This is a genomic window from Streptosporangium sp. NBC_01810, assembly GCF_035917355.1.
Taxonomy (GTDB): Bacteria; Actinomycetota; Actinomycetes; order Streptosporangiales; family Streptosporangiaceae; genus Streptosporangium.
Window position 1 is genome coordinate 3,667,844 of sequence record NZ_CP109070.1, and the last position, 17,286, is coordinate 3,685,129.

General features: G+C 69.6%; 17 protein-coding genes and 1 pseudogene. 6 read left to right on the plus strand and 12 right to left on the minus strand.

Translation table 11 applies throughout. The features are described 5' to 3' along the window. Positions 1–82: 82 nt before the first annotated feature. The 6 genes and pseudogenes from tnpB to OIE13_RS16480 all read left to right on the plus strand — a co-directional run bounded on the left by tnpB (position 83) and on the right by OIE13_RS16480 (position 3,985). Positions 83–1,450 carry an IS607 family element RNA-guided endonuclease TnpB gene (gene tnpB / locus OIE13_RS16455; protein WP_326638750.1) on the plus strand — a complete coding sequence of 456 codons (1,368 nt, stop codon included), beginning with the start codon at positions 83–85 and terminating at the stop codon, positions 1,448–1,450. 14 nt (positions 1,451–1,464) lie between these two features. Next, on the plus strand, positions 1,465–2,316 hold the full coding sequence (locus tag OIE13_RS16460; protein ID WP_326830294.1) for a cytosine permease: 852 nt from the start codon (positions 1,465–1,467) through the stop codon (positions 2,314–2,316). Then, positions 2,313–2,816 carry an LLM class flavin-dependent oxidoreductase gene (locus OIE13_RS16465; RefSeq protein WP_326638748.1) on the plus strand — a complete coding sequence of 168 codons (504 nt, stop codon included), beginning with the start codon at positions 2,313–2,315 and terminating at the stop codon, positions 2,814–2,816. Before OIE13_RS16460 ends, OIE13_RS16465 begins: the two co-directional genes overlap by 4 nt. Next, positions 2,813–3,154, plus strand: coding sequence for a M24 family metallopeptidase (locus OIE13_RS16470; RefSeq protein WP_326638746.1), 342 nt, complete (start codon positions 2,813–2,815; stop codon positions 3,152–3,154). Before OIE13_RS16465 ends, OIE13_RS16470 begins: the two co-directional genes overlap by 4 nt. Continuing rightward, a pseudogene (locus OIE13_RS16475) lies at positions 3,079–3,252 on the plus strand (pyridoxal-phosphate dependent enzyme); the annotation flags it as partial. The gene OIE13_RS16470 and the pseudogene OIE13_RS16475, both read left to right, overlap by 76 nt. 19 nt (positions 3,253–3,271) lie before the next feature. Continuing rightward, on the plus strand, positions 3,272–3,985 hold the full coding sequence (locus tag OIE13_RS16480; protein ID WP_326638744.1) for an LLM class flavin-dependent oxidoreductase: 714 nt from the start codon (positions 3,272–3,274) through the stop codon (positions 3,983–3,985). A gap of 548 nt (positions 3,986–4,533) precedes the next feature. On the opposite strand, the gene OIE13_RS16485 is transcribed toward OIE13_RS16480, so the two are convergent. The 12 genes from OIE13_RS16485 to OIE13_RS16540 all read right to left on the minus strand — a co-directional run bounded on the left by OIE13_RS16485 (position 4,534) and on the right by OIE13_RS16540 (position 17,285). Then, the gene (locus OIE13_RS16485; protein ID WP_326638742.1) at positions 4,534–5,136 is read right to left on the minus strand and encodes an energy-coupling factor transporter transmembrane component T family protein; all 603 of its coding nucleotides are present in this window, start codon (positions 5,134–5,136) and stop codon (positions 4,534–4,536) included. Next, on the minus strand, positions 5,136–5,810 hold the full coding sequence (locus OIE13_RS16490) for an energy-coupling factor ABC transporter ATP-binding protein (RefSeq protein ID WP_326638740.1): 675 nt from the start codon (positions 5,808–5,810) through the stop codon (positions 5,136–5,138). Before OIE13_RS16490 ends, OIE13_RS16485 begins: the two co-directional genes overlap by 1 nt. A gap of 43 nt (positions 5,811–5,853) precedes the next feature. Beyond that, positions 5,854–6,429: a biotin transporter BioY gene (locus OIE13_RS16495; protein ID WP_326638738.1), complete on the minus strand. Its 576-nt coding sequence runs from the start codon at positions 6,427–6,429 to the stop codon at positions 5,854–5,856. A gap of 557 nt (positions 6,430–6,986) precedes the next feature. Next, positions 6,987–7,526, minus strand: a complete 540-nt coding sequence (locus OIE13_RS16500; RefSeq protein WP_326638734.1) for a TetR/AcrR family transcriptional regulator — start codon at positions 7,524–7,526, stop codon at positions 6,987–6,989. Positions 7,527–7,783: 257 nt separating this feature from the next. Next, on the minus strand, positions 7,784–8,605 hold the full coding sequence (locus tag OIE13_RS16505) for an SDR family NAD(P)-dependent oxidoreductase (RefSeq protein WP_326638731.1): 822 nt from the start codon (positions 8,603–8,605) through the stop codon (positions 7,784–7,786). A gap of 10 nt (positions 8,606–8,615) precedes the next feature. After that, a complete protein-coding gene (locus OIE13_RS16510) occupies positions 8,616–9,938 on the minus strand; it encodes an ABC transporter substrate-binding protein (RefSeq protein ID WP_326830197.1) in 1,323 nt (440 codons plus the stop codon). Positions 9,939–9,973: 35 nt separating this feature from the next. Further along, positions 9,974–10,993: a branched-chain amino acid ABC transporter permease gene (locus tag OIE13_RS16515; RefSeq protein WP_326638727.1), complete on the minus strand. Its 1,020-nt coding sequence runs from the start codon at positions 10,991–10,993 to the stop codon at positions 9,974–9,976. Then, on the minus strand, positions 10,990–11,889 hold the full coding sequence (locus tag OIE13_RS16520; protein WP_326638725.1) for a branched-chain amino acid ABC transporter permease: 900 nt from the start codon (positions 11,887–11,889) through the stop codon (positions 10,990–10,992). Before OIE13_RS16520 ends, OIE13_RS16515 begins: the two co-directional genes overlap by 4 nt. A gap of 7 nt (positions 11,890–11,896) precedes the next feature. Beyond that, a complete protein-coding gene (locus tag OIE13_RS16525; RefSeq protein WP_326638723.1) occupies positions 11,897–12,607 on the minus strand; it encodes an ABC transporter ATP-binding protein in 711 nt (236 codons plus the stop codon). Then, on the minus strand, positions 12,604–13,368 hold the full coding sequence (locus OIE13_RS16530; RefSeq protein ID WP_326830198.1) for an ABC transporter ATP-binding protein: 765 nt from the start codon (positions 13,366–13,368) through the stop codon (positions 12,604–12,606). Before OIE13_RS16530 ends, OIE13_RS16525 begins: the two co-directional genes overlap by 4 nt. A gap of 475 nt (positions 13,369–13,843) precedes the next feature. After that, complete coding sequence (locus tag OIE13_RS16535) at positions 13,844–15,058, minus strand: amidohydrolase family protein (RefSeq protein ID WP_326638719.1); 1,215 nt, start codon at positions 15,056–15,058, stop codon at positions 13,844–13,846. A gap of 43 nt (positions 15,059–15,101) precedes the next feature. Beyond that, positions 15,102–17,285 (minus strand): acyl-CoA dehydrogenase, encoded by a 2,184-nt coding sequence (locus OIE13_RS16540; protein WP_326830199.1) that lies wholly within the window; start codon positions 17,283–17,285, stop codon positions 15,102–15,104. Position 17,286: the final 1 nt, after the last annotated feature.

Sequence of the window (17,286 nt, forward strand, 5' to 3'; positions counted from 1 at the left end):
ATTGGGGAGCTGTCGATCATCCCTGAGGGTAAGCTAGCCGTCGTCGTTCGACAGCGGTGGGTAAAGGGCAGGGGGTGGGGTGGTGTGGGTTCAGCAGGCCTACCGCTTTGCCCTCGACCCCGCTCCGGCCCAGGCCGGTGCGTTGTTCTCACATGGCGGGGCGGCGCGGTTCGCGTTTAACTGGGCGCTGGGCCTGGTCAAGGCGGCGCTGTCGCAGCGGGAGGCGGAGAAGACCTACGGAGTGGCGACTGAGTTGCTGACCGAGGTGCCCTGGTCGCTGTACGCGTTGCGCAGACGGTGGAACGTGGCCAAGGACGGTGTCGCGCCGTGGTGGGGTGAGAACTCCAAGGAGGCCTACAACAGCGGCCTGGAGGCGCTGGCGCGGGCGTTGCGCAACTGGGCCGATTCGCGCACCGGCAAGCGCAAGGGAAAGAAGGTCGGGTTTCCCCGGTTCAAGTCCAAGCACCGCACCACCCCGGCCTGCCGGTTCAGCACCGGCACCATCCGCGTGGAGGCCGATCGTCGGCATGTCACGTTGCCGCGGCTGGGCACGATCCGCACGTGTGAGTCCACTCGGAAGCTCGCCCGTCACCTGGAGCGGGGTACGGGCCGGATTCTGTCGGCGACCATCCGGTGGGAGGGGGGCCGGTGGTTTGTGTCGTTCACCTGCGAGATCGACCGCGCCGAGCATGTTCCGGCCCGGCCGGGGGCGGTGGTGGGGGTGGATCTGGGAGTTAAGGCGCTGGCGGTGCTGTCCACCGGCCAGGTCGTCGACAACCCCAGACATCACCGTTCGGCGTTGCGGCGGTTGCGGCGGCTCAACAGGCAACTGGCCCGCCAGGCAGGGCCGCGCACTTCTGCTGGTGGTCGCCGGGAGCCGTCAGCACGCTGGCGCAAGACCAAGGCCGCGCTGGGCAAGGCGCACGCGAGGGCGGCCCGGCAGCGGCGCGACGGCCTACATAAGCTCACCAGCGAACTGGCCCGCCTCTACGGCACGGTCGTGGTCGAGAACCTGAACGTGTCGGGCATGCTCGCCAACCGGCGCCTGGCCCGCGCGGTCGCCGACGTCGGGATGGGTGAGGTGAGACGGCAGCTCACCTACAAGACCGGCTGGGGTGGTGGTCAGCTGGTGGTGGCGAGCCGCTGGTATCCCAGTAGTAAGACGTGTTCGGGTTGTGGTGTGGTGAAAGCCAAGCTCGCCCTGTCCGAACGCATTTTTGAATGCGGCGGGTGTGGTCTGGTCCTGGATCGGGATCTGAACGCCGCCCGTAACCTGGCCACGCTCGCGGCCGACGTCGCCCAGAGTTGCGGGGAGACGGTAAACGCCCGCCGAGGAGCGGTAGGACCCGGCACCTGTGCCGGGCGCGCACCGGTGAAACGGGAACCCCGAAAACGGGGAACGCCGCTGCGGCAACGCGGCGGCTCGCTGATCCTCAACGACAAACACTGAGAATCAGCGAACGGCTGGCGAAGTTCTCCGCGATCGCGGTGCCCATCGAGGTCGCGATCGCGCTGCTGGCGCTCTTCAAGATCGGCGGCGGGGACGGCGGGTTCGCCGAGGTGGTCACCCAGCAGCCCGCGGTGCCCATCGGCTTCGCCGTCGCGGTCGGCGCCGTCATCTCGACGTGGGTCACCGGCGCCGCGCTCGTCGGGGACGTGACGCGCTTCGCCTCCCGCGGCCGTGACGTGATCATCTCCTGCTTCGTCGGGTTCGTCGTGGGCGCGGGGGTCTTCGAGACCATCGCCACCATCTCGGCCATGTCCGTGGGCAACAGCAACTTCGTGCTGGTCATGCAGGGACTGGGCCTGCTCGCCCCGGCCGCGGTGATGCTGGTGCTGGCCCTGTGGAACACCGCCGACAACAACCTCTACTCGGCCTCGCTCGCCTTCACCAACGCCTCCAACACCCTGGGGCTGCGCGTCGGCAAACCCGTCTGGACCATGATCTCGATCGTCATCGCGGTCCTGGTCGCCTTCGCCGGCCTGGCCGCCCAGTTCCTCGTCTTCCTGAACGTCATCGCGGTCGTCGCGCCGCCGTTCGCCGGCGTGCTCATCGCGCACTTCTGGATCCTGGCCCGCCGCCGCACGGGCGACCAGCTGCTGGAGTCGGCGCCGACGGTGCGGATCGAGGCCCTCGCGGCCTGGGTCGTGGCGGCGGTGCTGGCGAAGTACACCGACGTCCTGCTGACCGACGCGATCGAGGGGCTGGTCTACGGGTTCGTCTGCTATGCCGTACTGGGCTGGGCGGTGGCCGCCCTCAGACGGAGCACACAGGTCGCGGTCGTGGCCGACGCACGGGAAGGAGATGTTCGATGAGATTCGGTCTGGGAGTGCCCACGGGCACCGAGGGACTGATGTACCCCGTCCCCTACGCCGACGCCGGTGAGGCGGTCGAGCTGGCCGTCCAGGCCGAGCGGCTGGGATTCGACTCGGTCTGGGGCAACGACCACGTGACCACGCAGGGCTACGTTCGCGAGGAGTTCGACACCCCGCCCCGCTACTACGACCCGTTCGCCTACCTGAGCTACGTCGCGGCGCTCACCAGCCGGATCCGGCTGGCCACGGCGATCATGGTGCTGCCGTTCCGCAACCCGGTCGTGGCCGCCAATTCGAGTCGTCCGGCCCCACGCCCCTCACCGGCGCCGCCGACCGGCACCCCGATCTGTACGCGGCGCTCGCCACCGCGGCCCGGGCCGCCGGGGCGGGGCTCCGCTACGGCGTCGAGGGGCTCGACGGCGATTCGGCCCTGCGCGAGGCCGCGGGCGACCCCGCCGCGGCCGACGCCACCGGCTGGGCGAGCCTGGTCCGCGGGGTGAAACTCCCCGGCGAGGTGATGCTGCTGCGCCACGCCGCCCGGCTCGCCGAGGCCGGGGTACGCGCCGCCCTGGAGATCGCCGCGGATGGGGTGACCGAGCAGGAACTCGCCCGGGCGGTGGCCGCCACGATGGTCGCCGGTGGCGCGGAGCCGCGCTTCGTGGTGGCGACCACCGGGCCGCGCTCGGCCCTGGCCGACGCCCAGACCGGCTGGCCGCCGTGGCGGTCACCAAGGCCGTGGGACTGGGCGTCGAAGCGGTGGTCGTGGCGAGCACCGGCAACCACGGGGCGGCGGTCGCCGCCTACGCGGCGCGCGCGGGGCTGCCCTGCGTGGTGCTGACCGTGGCGTCGGTGCCGACCACGATGAAGACCCTCATACAGGTGTACGGCGCCCGCGTCGTCGCCCTGGAAAACCCCCCGGACCGGTGGCGCCTGATGCGGCGGCTCGTCGAGGAGCGTGGCTGGCTGGCGATGTCCGGGCACGCCGACCCGCCGGTGGGGTCCATCCCCTACGGCGTCGACGGCTATCGGCATCCCCTTCGACCGGCCGATCGGCCGCCTGGCCGAGGCGGTCGACGTCGTCAGGGCGATGATGACCGGCGAGCGCGTCGACCACCGGGGGGAGCACTTCCGCGTGTCGGCCGGGCTGTCCTTCACCCCGCCGCGCCGTACCCCGCCGATCGTGCTGGGAGTCAAGGGCCCGCGGGCGCTGGCCCTGGCCGCCGAGCGGGCGGACGGCCTGCTGCTGTCCATCCTCTCCTCCGCGCCCTACGTCGCCTCGGTCCGCGAACGCGTCGGAGCCGGGGTGGAGCTGGCCGCCTACGTCGGGCTGTCGGTGGGCGAGGACGCGCGCGCGGCCCGCGACCGGCTGCGCCCCATGGTGGCGACCTACCTCGGCGTGCACGGCGACCATGAGATCACCAGGACCGCGGGGCTCGACGCGGGGCTGTGCGCCGCGTTCCGCGAGGGGTGGCTCGCCGACGCTCCGCGCACCGACCTCGTCGACGACGCGCTGCTCGACCTGTTCACCGCCGCCGGGACGGCGGCCGACGCCGCCGCGTCACTCGGCCGCCTGGCCGCCGCCGGTCTGGACGTGGCGGTCGTCCGCGACGACCCCGACACCGATCCGGGACGGCTCATGCGCGCGGCCGTCCTCGCCACCGGCCCCTGACCGGCCCCTGATCGGCTCCCCGGCCGGCAGGCCTGCCCGGCCCGCCCTGCCCGGCCCGCCCGGGATCCACCTCTTCCCGCGGGCGATCGTCGATTTGCACGAGGGCGAGCGCGCCCTCGCCGGGCGAGGGCTCCTCAGCGTCCATGCCGGCCTGCTGTGGCAGGTAACCCCCGAGGGGGCGTCCATACCGCCCGCTGTGGCGGGTAACCCCAGGAGTGGCGTCCATGCCGGCCTGCTGTGGCACATAACCCCCGAGGGGGCGTCCATGCCGGCCCGCTATGGCAGGTAACCCCCGAGGTGAGCGAAGCGTCCCCACCAGCAAGGCTGGAGGGATTCGATGACACCATCCGAAACGCTCGCGGACCAGGACCTCCATCTGGAGCTGCTCCTGGTCGAGGTACTGCACCACGAGGCCGAGCACCTGGCGACCGGCTGAGCCTCCCGGTCCCGGCTCCAACGGGGGGAGCCGGGAGCGGGGTGCCTCCGAACGGGTGATCGGAGGCACCCTCCGCCGGGAGATGCCCAGCCTGCGTGCGGATGACCTCGACTCAGCGGTCGCCCTCGCCGCGCGCGGCGAGGGCCTCGCCCAGTTCGTCGGCGTGACGCAGGGTACGCACCAGGAACGGCACCGCGAACGCGGTGACCGAGCGCTGCGCGCCGCGGGCCTTCGCCGCCTCGCGCACCTCAGCGGCGATCTTGGACAGTGCGGCCACCGACTGCAGGGTGAGCCCGACGAGCAGGCCGACCCGGTCCGGACGCACTCCGAACCGCCGCAGCGGCCGCAGCCCGCGCTCGACCGCGGACACCACGTCGTCGACCCTGGTGGTGATCGTGAACAGGTTCGCCGCGGTCAGCGCGGCCACGATCCGAAGGCACACCAGCACGGCCGCGTCCAGGCCGAGCAGCCACCACTGCAGCGCGAACATGAACGCCACCAGCAGCCCGAGCGTGCGGGCGAGACGCAGGCAGCGCCCGGGTGAGACCCGTGCCAGCATGTATCCCAGGACCATGACGGCGCAGATACCGCCGAGCCACGCGGGAGAGCGCAGGACGAACACCACCGCCGCGAGCCCGAGCAGGACGAGGAACTTCCAGCCGGCCGGTGTCCGGTGCAGCGGACTCGACCCCGGTTCGTACCATCCGCCGACCATCAGCCGACGAGTTTCCGGTAGTGACGCAGCGCGGGTTCCGGCTCGTCGTCGGCCACGACGCGGCCCTCGTCGAGCACGATCACCCGGTCGAAGCCGCCGAGCAGGTCAAGATCATGGGTCACCAGCACGACCCGCTGCCTCAGCCCCGCGATCAGGGTGCAGAACTGCCTCTTGTTCCGCAGGTCGAGCAGCGTCGTCGGCTCGTCGCAGACGAGCACGTCGGGGTCGAGCACGAGCATCCCGCACAGCGCGAGTAGCTGTTTCTGCCCGCCGGAGAGCTGGTGCGCGGGATGGTCCGCGTAGCCGCCGAGCCCGTGTTCGGCCAGGATCTCGGCCGCCCGCGCGGCACGCTCCCCGGCGGGCAGCCCGCTGCGCCGCAGGGAGAAGGCGACGTCCTCCCCAGCGGTCGGCATCACGATCTGGCTGTCCGGATTGGTGAAGACGAACCCGACGCGCCGCCGTACCTCACGGCCCTTGCGGCTCGGGTCGAGCCCGTCGACCAGCACCCGGCCCGTGCTCGGCAGCACCAGGCCGTTGATCATGCGGGCCAGGGTGGACTTGCCGGAGCCGTTCGCGCCGACGAAGGCCACCCTCCGCTCGGGCAGGCGGAGGTTCACCTCGGACAGCACGACCCGCTCGCCGTAGCTGTGCCCGACACCCTCGAACTCGATCATGGAACCGCCTTCCATCTCGTTCGGGAGCGGGGAGTCGCGAGCATCATCCGGTTCGCGTCGCCGCTCTCGCCGACAGACCCGGCAGGGCGCGATGCACCACGGCGGCGATCAGCGAGGCGGCCACCACCTTGATCAGATCACCCGGCACGAAGATCAGCGACTGCACCGCGGCCGCCGGCAGGTCTCCGATGTACACGCCGAGGAACGGGATGCCGATCAGGTAGTCGGCGACCAGCCCGGCCGCGTTGGCCAGCAGCAGCACCGGCAGCCCGACGCGCTTGGCGCGCGACACGATCAGACCTGCGACCAGCGCGGACAGGACCCAGCCGATCAGGAAGCCGCTACTCGGGGCGAAGAACGAGCCGATGCCGCCCCGCCCGCCGGAGAGCAGCGGCAGGCCGATCGCGACCAGCCCGAGGAACAGCACGACGGAGGCGGCGCCACGGCGTGCGCCCAGGATGCTGCCGGCCAGCAACGGCCCGGCGTTCTGAAGCACGATGGGGACGCTCGAACCGCCGGCGTAGATTCCGGGAAAGATCCCAAGCACCGCGATGAAGGCGGCGAAGACGACCGTACGGGCAAGGTCGACAGCGGGCAGGGGGGAACGGGATTCCGACACATCCGACACGATATCCGCTGGTCATCCTGGAAACACCACGACTGTTGGCCTGGCGCCCTTCGACCCGTAGTGGTAGGCGGTGGTACGGTGCGCCACCGGCCGGGTTGATCTCGTCGCCTGTTTCGGTGCAGCCGGTATCGGCATAATCGTTGGCCGCGAACAAGTGCGCCGAGAAATCGACGATCCGCTCTCCCGTCTCGTCATATCGCGCGGTGCGATCGACGGCTCGACCCGCCTTGATCTTTCAGCTTGTTTTCTCTTTAACCGGTATGAGCGGGCCCGTGTCCCATACGGATCGCCATACACAGGTGACAGACCACTCGGTCGGCCGCACCGTCGATCTCAAGATGGCAGACCATGGCACGGCGTACCCGGGAACACGCGATCAGACGCTTCCTGAAGGGGAAGCCGATTGTGTTTCACGACCCGGTGGAAGGTAACGCTCACGGATCTCGTCGTGAACCACACCTCAGCGGTTTTCGGCTCAACGGCCGGTCCGCGTACGAGCGATTGCATTACCCCGAATCCCGCTCACGCCCTCTCCGGTCCGGGCTTCTTCAGCGTCCCGCCGGAAACTCGTAGATCAGGCGGATGGCGTCGTCGATGGCCTTGTACACATTGTCGATGGTCCGGCGTCCCATGATCCAGGCGCGCAGCTCCCCGTTGAGCACGGCCGTGAGGACGCTGAAAATCGCCTGGTGGTCCTCGTCCAGAGCTTCCTCGCTCGCGAACCCGGATCTCACGATATCGACGAAGATCCCGTCGAGCGAGTGGTAGATGTCCGCGACATAAGGGTCGGACGCCGTCTCCAGCACGATGAGAACCCGATAGAACTGGGGCTGCATCTGAAAAGCGCGAACCGTGCGATGAAGCACATCACCGATGCGCTCGCGCTCCGTTTCTCCGGCAGGGGCGGACTTGTCGAGTTTGCGCTTGAGCCCTTCCTGCCACTCCCGGAACGCGGCCGCGAAGAGGTGCTCCTTGGAGGTGAAGTACCTGTAGAGCGTGCCCAGCGCCACACCCGAGTCCCGGGCCACGTCGGACACCTTGACCCGTTCGTAATCACTACTCGCGAGGCTTCGCAGCGCGGTGCGCACGATTCGCTCCCGGCGCTCACGCTGGTCTCGGCGGAGTAACTCGGGCGCGACCGGACCCGAAACGTCAGTAATCACCGGCAGTTCCCCTCGACCCGCTGGACACTGACCTAGAATACAGCTCTATTCCACTCGTTGATCTGATCAGACTGAGTGAACAGGGTTAATTCTCTGTTTCCTGGTTCGCAAAGTGGGAGAACTCCGGGTTCAAAGTGGCCGGTGACCGGCCCTCAGCCCGCCACCGGCCACCGGCCACTCCGTCAGTGGATCGTCAGCTGACCTCCGTCGATGTTCCACGCCTGTCCGGTCACCCACGAGCCCTGGTCGCTGCAGAGGAACACGACCAGGTTCGCCACCTCACCGGGATCACCCGCCCGCCGGAGCGGCACCGTGGTCTCGATGATGCGGTCCCATGCCTCGTCCGGCAGGTCGTCGAGCCGGGAGGTCCGGACTATCCCGGGACACACGGCGTTGACGCGGATCCCCTCCGGCCCCAGCTCCTGGGCCATCGCCGAGGTCAGCGCGTGCAGTCCCGCCTTCGAGGCGGAGTACGCGGCCGTCCTGGCCCCCATCAGCTTGCCACCGATGGACGAGATGTTGACGATGCTTCCGCCCTCCTTCCTGGCGAGCAGGTGTCGCGCGACCACCCGGCTCAGCTGAAAGGAACCGGTGAGGTTGGTGCCGATCACGGTGTCCCACACCGCCGGATCCAGTCCGGCCACGCTCACCCGGTCGGCGCCCCGTGACGCGGCCGCGTTGTTGACGAGGATGTCGACCCGGCCGAGCCCTCGTACGACCTCGTCGAGGACATGGCCGGCGTTCTCCTCGTTCGCGGCCCCGTCCGTCGTTATGGTCACGCATCGCCGTCCCAGCGCCGCGATCTCCGTCGCGACCGAGGCCAGCCCCTGCCATCCGGCGTCCCGCTCGTGTGCGGGAAATGCCTCCGGCGGCCGGTTGGTGCCGGTCACGGCGACGTCGCAGCCCGCCTCGGCCAGGCCCAGGGCGATGGAGCGGCCGATGGATCGCATCCGCGCCGCTCCTGTGACGAGCGCGACCCTGCCTTCGAATCCGGTCAGCAACATGGCAGGGCCCTCATCCTGTGATCTTCTCGTACTCGGTGGTGCCGTCGAAGTCCTGCACCTCTCCGATGGGGATCAGCCTGCCCGCGGCGCGGTCCAGCCGCTGCTGCAGGACCCCTTCGAGCAGGAAGTCGTCGCCGTCACCGGTGCGCACCTTCACACCCGGCAGGTAGACGGTCGGTTCGGTCACCTCCATGTTGTGCGCCGACTCCATCACGCCCACCCGGTCCATGGTCTTGGCGTGCTCGATCGCCCATGTCGCGAGCATCCCGGCCGTCCAGCCGCCGACGGCCGTGGACGGCACCTGCCTCTCGTGCCCGGGTGTCTTCTCGAACCACTCCAGATAGAGCTTGATCTGCGGTAGGTCGGCGTTCTCCGGCAGGTCGGGGTCGTAGGCGGTGGTGGAGATGACCAGGCCGTCGCCCGCTCCCGGCTGCAGCTTCTTGAGCAGTGACAGGCCCAGCTGGGCCGCCTGCAGGATGCGTGGCTTCCACCCGCTGGCGTGCACGTGGTTCAGCGCCTGCATCGCCTGCAGACCGATGGCGATGTCGTAGAACGTGTCGGCGCCGGACGCGGCAAGGCTGGTGATCTGGTTGGCGACATCGGGGTCGGTGGACTCGAAGGACTCCGTCTTCACGATCTCGATGTTCGAGTTGGCGATGCCCTTCTTGAAACCCTGCAGGTAGGCGCGGCCGAGGTCGTCCTCCTGGTGCAGGATCGCGACCTTGGCGTTCGGGTTGACCGACTTCAGGTACTCCCCGGTCGCCTTGGCCTCCAGCAGGTAGGAGATGCTTCCCGCGGGCCCGCCCCAGGGATAGTCCGGGTTGCCGAGCTCGGGCGCTCCCGAGGTGGGGAACAGCGAGGGCACGCACTCCTTGGCGAGCAACGGCCGCGCCGCCAGGTTCCCGGACGTGCCGAACAGGCCGAGCATCGCGAAGACCTTGTCCTGGGAGATCAGCGCGGAGACGTTGGCCTTGGTCTTGGTGGCCACGTACTGGTCGTCCTTGGCGATCAGTTCGACCTTGCGCCTCTTACCGTCCGGTCCCTGGATGCCGCCCTTGCTGTTGACGTAGTTGAAGTAGGCGTTCATGCCGACCACGAAGCCCCCGCCGACGGCGACGAGTGGTCCGGACAGCGGTTGTGACACGCCGAGCTTGATCGTGGTGTCGGTCAGCCCCTCGGTGCCGTTGTCGGGGCAGCCGGCCGCCGCCCCGGCGGCCGCGGGCGCGGGTTGGCCGGCGCCCGCGGCCGAGATGGCACTGCCGCCGCAGGCCGTGGCGGAAAGGGAGAGCACGGCCATGACGGCGAGCAGTCGTACATGAGGTCTGGGGGTCATCGGTTCTCCTTCGTGTGGTGCGCGGAGGGCCGGAGTCAGGCGGCGACGGGACGGGGGGACTGGGATTCCTTCTCCGGTGTGACGGCTCCGCCGCGCGGCCCGCGGAGCCGCTGGATCACGGTCCTGGCGCCTCCGGCGAGGCCCTGAGGCAGGAAGAAGGTGAGCAGGATCAGCAGCACGCCGTACACCGCGGGCGTGAGCTGGGGGTTGACGCCGGCCGCGGCCAGCAGTTCGGGGACGTAGTGCAGGAACACCGCGCCGAGGATCGGGCCCACCAGGGTTCCCGATCCGCCGATGGCCATGCCGAGCAGCAGGTTGATCGATACCAGGACCGTGAAGTCACCGGGGCTGACGAACTGGTTGGTGACCGTGAACATCCATCCGGACACGCCGGCCACCGCGGCGCTGGCGGCGAACACGGCCACCTTCGTCGCCTTGACGTTGATGCCCACCGTGTGTGCCGCCACGTGCTGGTCGCGGATCGCGATGAGGGAGCGGCCGACCGAGCTGTGCATGACGTTGCGGATGAGCAGGAAGATCAGCGCGGTGATCGTCAGCAGCACCCAGTACTGCCACGCGACGTCGGAGACGCCCAGCGAGACGGGGGCGCTCAGGTTCCGGTCGACGGTCAGCCCGGCGGTGCCACCGGTCCAGTCGGTGAAACGCACCGGTATCTGGGGGAAGACCAGGGCCAGTGCCATCGTGACGAGCGCCAGGTTCATGCCGCGGATCCGCAGGGCCGGGATGCCGGCCACCGCGCCCACCAGTGCGGCGATGAGGATCGCGATCGGCAGCACCGTCCAGTAGGACCAGCCGTAGTTCTGCACCGCCAGCGCCGTGGTGTACGCGCCGAGGCCCATCAGCGCGCTGTGGCCGATCGACGGCTGCCCGTTGAAACCGGTCAGCAGGTTGAGGCTCATCACGGCGACGGCGAGGAAGAACACCTCCAGCAGGCCCCGGATGCCGGTGACTCCCAGGACGAACGGGGCCAGGAAGAGAAGGACCAGGCCGACGAGCCAGGGCGCCGCGCCGGCGGTCGTTCGCATTGTGGTCATACCCGCTCCACCGGAACTCGGCCGAACAGCCCCTGCGGGCGGATCAGCAGGACGAGAAGGATCACCGCGAACGCGGTCGCGAGCTGGAGCTGGTTACCGATGAAGGGCAGGTAACCGGCGGACAGGGACTGGATGAGGCCCACCAGCACGCCGCCCACCAGGGCGCCGGGCGCGCTCTCGAAGCCGCCCACCACCGCCGCGGCGAATCCGTACAGCAGGAGGGTGGCCATCATGTTCGTGCTGACGAACACGACGGGGGCCACCAGGACCGCCGCGAGGGCTCCGATCGCCGATGCCAGCCCCCAGCCGATCATCATCATCCGGCTCACGTCGATCCCGACCAGACGGCTTGAGGAGGGGTTCATGGCGGCGGCGCGCAGGCCGAGGCCGAGCTTCGTGCCCATGAAGAGCTGCCGGATGAGCAGCGCCACGAGTAGGAAGACGACGATCGTGCCGATCTCCAGGTAGCTGATGTTGACGCCGCCGAGGTTCAGGCCGCCGACCGGGAACGGCGACTCCAGCCGTTCGGTGTCGGTGCTGAAGATGTATCCGGCCAGGGCGTTGATCGCGAGGAAGAGGCCGAGGGTGACGATCAGCAGCCTGAGGTGGTTGTTGGTCCCCCCTTCGAAGGGCCGGATCACGACGCGTTCTATGACCGCCCCGAGCAGGAAGGCGAAAAGGATGCCGACCGGGATGGCGACGACCAGGGCGAGCCCCAGCCCCAGGGTCTGGTCCGCCAGCTTCCAGACCACGAAGGTGCTGAACATCGCCATCTCGCCCTGGGCGAAGTTCATCAGTCCGGTGGAGCGATAGATGAGCACCAGGGCCAGTGCCACGGCCCCGTAGAGGAACCCGTTCGACGTTCCGTCGACCAGGCGCTGGATCAACAATTCCATTGCGGTGTCAAACTCCCAGGTAGGCCCGGCGGATGGAGTCGTCGCCGCGCAGTTCCTCGGCGGTGCCGGTCGAGACGATCCGACCGTGCTCCAGCACGTACGCGCGATCGGCGATCGACAGCGCGAGTTCGGCGTTCTGCTCGACGAGCAGCATCGCGGTGCCGGTCCGCCTGTTCATCTCGGCCAGGTTCCGGAACAGCTCCGCGACCAGCATCGGCGCCAGTCCCATCGAGGGCTCGTCCAGCAGCAGCAGCTTCGGTGCGCCCATCAGGGCCCGCGCCACCGCGAGCATCTGCTGCTCGCCTCCGCTCATGCTGCCCGCGAGCTGTCCGCGTCGCTCCGCCAGCTGGGGGAAGACCTCGAACCAGCGCTCCATCGCGCCGGGCACCTCCCGCGCCGGCCGGTGGTACGCGCCGAGCCGCAGGTTCTCCTCGACGGTGAGGTCCACGAAGGTGCCACGTCCCTCGGGCACGTGTCCGATGCCGAGCCGGGCCCGCTGGTCCGCACGGAGCCCGCCCACCTGCCGGTCGGCGAGCTCGATCGTCCCCTCCGCCGGGATCTCTCCGCTGAGCGCCCGCAGCGTGGTGGTCTTGCCCGCGCCGTTCGCCCCCAGGATGACGACGATCTCGCCGGGGTCCACATGGAAGGTCAGGTCCCGCAGCACGATGAGCGATCCGTAGCCCGCCGTGAGGCCGGTGACGGCCAGTGCGGCGGTCATGCGGCGGCTCCCAGGTAGGCGGCGACCACGGCCGGATCCGTCGACACCTCGCCGGGCGGCCCCTGGGCGATGACCTGTCCGAGGTTGAGCACGATCACCCTCTCCGAGATGGTCATGACCAGGCCCATGTGGTGTTCCACCAGAAGCACCGTGAGTCCGTGCGTCTCGCGGAGCGAGCGGATCGTCGTGCCGAGTTCCTCGACCTCGCCGTGGGTCAGGCCCGCGGCGGGCTCGTCCAGCAGCAGCAGGCACGGGCCGCTCATGACGGCGCGGGCGATCTCGATGCGCTTCAGCGTGCCGAAGGGAAGCCCCGCCGCCGGCTGGTCCGCGAGATGGGCGAGCCGGAGCTCGGTGAGCACCTCGAGGGCGCGTCCTCGCGCCTCTCGCTCTCGGCGCCTCTCCCCCGGCCAGCGCAGGGCGCACGCCAGGGCGTTGGAGCGGTGCGCGGTATGGCCTCCGAGCAGCACGTTCTCCAACACGGTCAGGCGCGGGAACAGGGCGAGGTTCTGGAAGGTCCGTCCGATCCCGCGGGAGGCGAGCGCGTGGGAGGGCAGCGTGAGGATGTTCTCGCCGGCGAACTCGATGCTGCCGTCATTCGGCCGGTACAGGCCGCTGACGCAGTTGAACACGCTGCTCTTCCCGGCACCGTTGGGGCCGACAAGGGCGACGAGAGCACCTTCCTCCACGGCGAAGGACACGCCGTCCAGGGCGCGTACACCGCCGAACCGCAAGGTCAGGTCCTGTACGTCAAGGAGGCTCATGAACGGCCTCCGCTGCTTTGGGGGGTGGGTGGACTGTAGGCGATCATGGAACCGCCCCTTCCTCGGTGACACTTTTCGAATCGGGCACGTGTCGGGACATCTGAGTCGGTCGGGACAACGTTCGAGGGGTGGGATTCACCGGATGCCCTCGCCGGTCCGGCGATCAGGTTGGGTCTGATCCTGAAACAAGATTCCTGTTTCGTCAAGGTTTCCAAGGGCTCGACGCGCCTAAGCCCCACGGCCCGAACTCTGACAATAGATGTCATGTTTAGCCAGCTCAGAAGCCTGTGCTTCACCGAGGCAACTGTGATCACACTTGGAGTACGACGGCCGGGCAGAGGTTTGAGATATGAACGAAAACCTCGTTTCAAAGAGATGAGCTGGAGCGCGCCGAGGTCGCGCGACGGCCGTGGCCGCCGCGCGACCTCGGCTCAGGTGGCGGGTCGGGCCGCTGTCACGTTGCGGTGGTGGCGGGTCAGGCCGCTGTCACGTTGCGGACCAGGGCCTCGTTGGGGTTGTCCGGCAGCTCGGTGAGCGGCTGGGCGACTTCGGAGACCCTGGGACCGAGGCGCGACGCCGGACCCGCGAGAGCGTTCAGATCGAAGCCGTAGACGTCGGCCGCGTTCTCCGCGAGGATCTTCCGCAGGTCCGCCTCCGGCCAGTCGTGGAAGAGCTGGCGCAGGGACAGGGTCGTGTACGGGTAGGTGCCCTCGTCGTGGGGGTAGTCGCTGCCCCACATGAACTTGTCGACGCCGAGGACGCGGGCCGCGGCGGCGTCGGCACGCTGGGGGAAGCTCACGCCCAGCCAGACGTTCTGCCGGAAGTACTCGGTGGCCGACCTGGGCAGGATGTGCTCCGGCTTGAACCTCAGCTCACCGATCGCGCCGCTGTCGCGAATCGCCGCCAGGGTCGAGTCCAGCTGCTCCAGCAGGGGCGGCAGCCACGAGCAACCCTGCTCGGTCAGCACGACCTTGAGCCTCGGGAAGCGCTCGAAAACGCCGGAGAGCAGCATGAACAGCAGGGGCCGCCGCGAGTAGTGGGTGATCTCGGAGAGCATGATGAGGGCGGACGACGGCAGCGGCGCGTACGCGGGCGAGCCGGTGCCGCCGTGCACGTTCACCGGAACCTCGAGCTCCTCGCACACCGCCCACAGCCGGTCGTAGTCGGGATGGTTCAGCGGCTTGATCCAGTCGACGTCCGGCGGGATCGTGGGCAGCAGCACTCCCCCGCGCAACCCGTGCTCCTTGATCCAGCGAACGTCGGCGATGGCGTCGTCGACGTCGTTGAGGAAGATCTGGCCGATGCCCGCCCGTCGTTCCGGCGCCCGCCGGCAGAACGCCTCCAGCCAGCGGTTGTGAGCGCGGATTCCGGCGAGGCGGTGCTGGTACTCGTCCGGCTTGGGCGGCCGTGCGAACAGCACGAAACTGGGAAAGAAGGGGGGAACCGTGTTGGGGAAGATGACCTCGCCGACGACACCGTCCGCGTCCTGCTGGGAGTCGCGCATCTCGTCGTCCCAGTTGCGGTACCGGCGCGTGTCACCGAGATCGCTGAACGGGTTCTTGTACCGGCCCCGCCAGGCGTCGAAGTCGTCGTGGTACCTCTGCTCCAGGAACTCCCGGTACATCGCGTGACTTCCCCCGGCATGGGTGTCCGACGATATGACGGTGTAGCGCGATTCCTGCTCTGCCATGGGTGTCTCCCTGAACTCTGGTTTGATCACTGTGAACCGGTGCTCATCGAACCTGTTCACGGGGGAGGCGCAGGACCTGCTCCGCGATCACGTTCAGCTGGATCTCGCTGGTCCCGCCGCCGATCAGCAGGGGCGGTACCGAGAGCAGCGCCTGGGCGGCGTCGCCGGCCTCACCGGTGAGGACACCGGCACTCGAACCCAGCCAGCTCAGCTGCCTGCCGCGGATCTCCGCGGCGTTCCATGCCGACACGACCTTCAGCACGCTCGACTCGGCACCCGGTTGCAGGCCGGAGAGCTGTCGCAGGAACACGCGCTGGGCGAGCGCCTCGAAGGAGTTGACCTTCGCGGTCAGCACCCCGATGTCGCGGACCACCGCCGGCCCGTCGACGCCCAGCGCCTCGGCGGTGCGGGCGGGATTCTCCCGGGGGCCGGACATGCCGCTTCCCATGCTCACCCGCTCGTTGCCCAGCGTGGTGCGGGCCAGCCGCCATCCCTCGCCGGGCTTGCCGACCAGGCAGTCGTCGGGGACGAAGACCCCGTCGAAGAAAACCTCATTGAAGAGGTAGCCGCCGTTGGCCTCGCGCAGCGGCCGGACCTCCACCCCGGCGGAGCGCATGTCCACCAGGAAGTAGCTCAGGCCCTTGTGCTTGGGGGCCTCGGCGTCGCTCCTGGCCAGGCAGATGCCCCAGTCGGCCTCGTGCGCGCTCGACGTCCAGACCTTCTGGCCGTTGAGCACCCAGCCCCCGTCCGCCTTCTCGGCCCGGGTCTTCAGCGAGGCGAGGTCCGACCCGGCACCCGGCTCGCTGAACAGCTGGCACCAGACGATGTCGCCGAGGAGCGTGGGCATGACGAAGCGTTCGCGCTGCCGCTCGGTCCCGTGCGCGATGACCGTGGGCAGGGCCCACTCGCCGATGACCGTCGACGGCTGGGTCAGGCCGGCGCGCTCGTACTCCTGGGAGATCACCACCTGCGAGGTCGGGTCCGCCGCCAGCCCGTACGGCCTGGGGTAGTGCGGGGAGACCAGGCCGGCCTCCGCCAGCAGGCGACGCCGCTCGGCCTCGGGTGCCGCGGCGATCTCGCTGAGCGCCTCCGCGATCCGGGCGCGCAGTCCCGCCGGCTCGCCGGTGAGATCGACGGTCCTGACCCGCTCGGTGACGCGGGCGAGCCGCCCGGCGCCCTCCTCCCACTCGTGCGCGGGACCCAGCAGGGTCGCCAGGCTCATCGCGCGGCGCCAGTACAGATGGGCGTCGTGCTCCCAGGTGTAGCCGATGCCGCCGAACAGGGTGACCGTCTCCAGGCCCAGTTCCGCGATGCCGCCGAGACAGGTGACCGCGGCCGAGGCGGCGGCGAACGCGAACTGCTCCCTGTCCTGGTCGACGGCCGAGGCCGCGTCCCAGGCCGCCGCCGACATGAGCCGGCTCTGGATGAACATCTTCGCGCACTTGTGCTTGATGGCCTGGAAGGAACCGATCGGCCGGCCGAACTGCTCGCGCACCTGGACGTAGCCGAGCCCGCTCTCCTGGCACCAGCGCGCGATGCCGACGGCCTCCGCGGCGAACAGCACGGCCGCGAGCGAGCGCAACTCGGTGCTGTCGACGGCGAGCACCCGGTCGAAGGGCACGAGCAGCCCCTCGGCCGTGACGGATCCGATGTCACGGGAGAGGTCGACTCCCGACTGCCGGGAGACCTTGACCGCGTCCCGCTCCGCCGGCTCCAGCAGGAACCAGACGGTGCCTTCGGGAGCCTCGGCACCGAGCACCAGGTGCTCTCCGCTGAGCGCGCCGAGGACGGGCTCGGTTGTGCCGCTCACCTGCCAGCCGCCCCGCCTGCGCACTGCGACAAGGCCCTTCGGTGTGGTGGCGCACGCGCCGGTGGAGCCGCCCGCGAAGCGCGGCAGTGCCCGGGCGCAGAGGTCGCCGCCACCGTGCCGTGCGACGACCAGGCTGGTCAGCAGGGTGGGGAGCAGCGGGCCGGGCATCAGCCCCCGCCCCGTCTCCTCCAGGACGACGGCGAGCTCGACGAGCCCGGCGTCGTCACCGCCGTACTCGGCGGGCAGGTGCATGGCGAGAACGCCCTGCTCCACCAGATGGCCCCAGACCGACGGCCACACCCCGGCCGCCAGGTCCTCGAACTCGGCCCGGGTCGACCCGGAGCTCACGTGGCGGGCGGTGAAACCGGCGATGGACTCGGCGAGCGCCTGCTGGTCCTCGGTCAGTGCGATCGACATC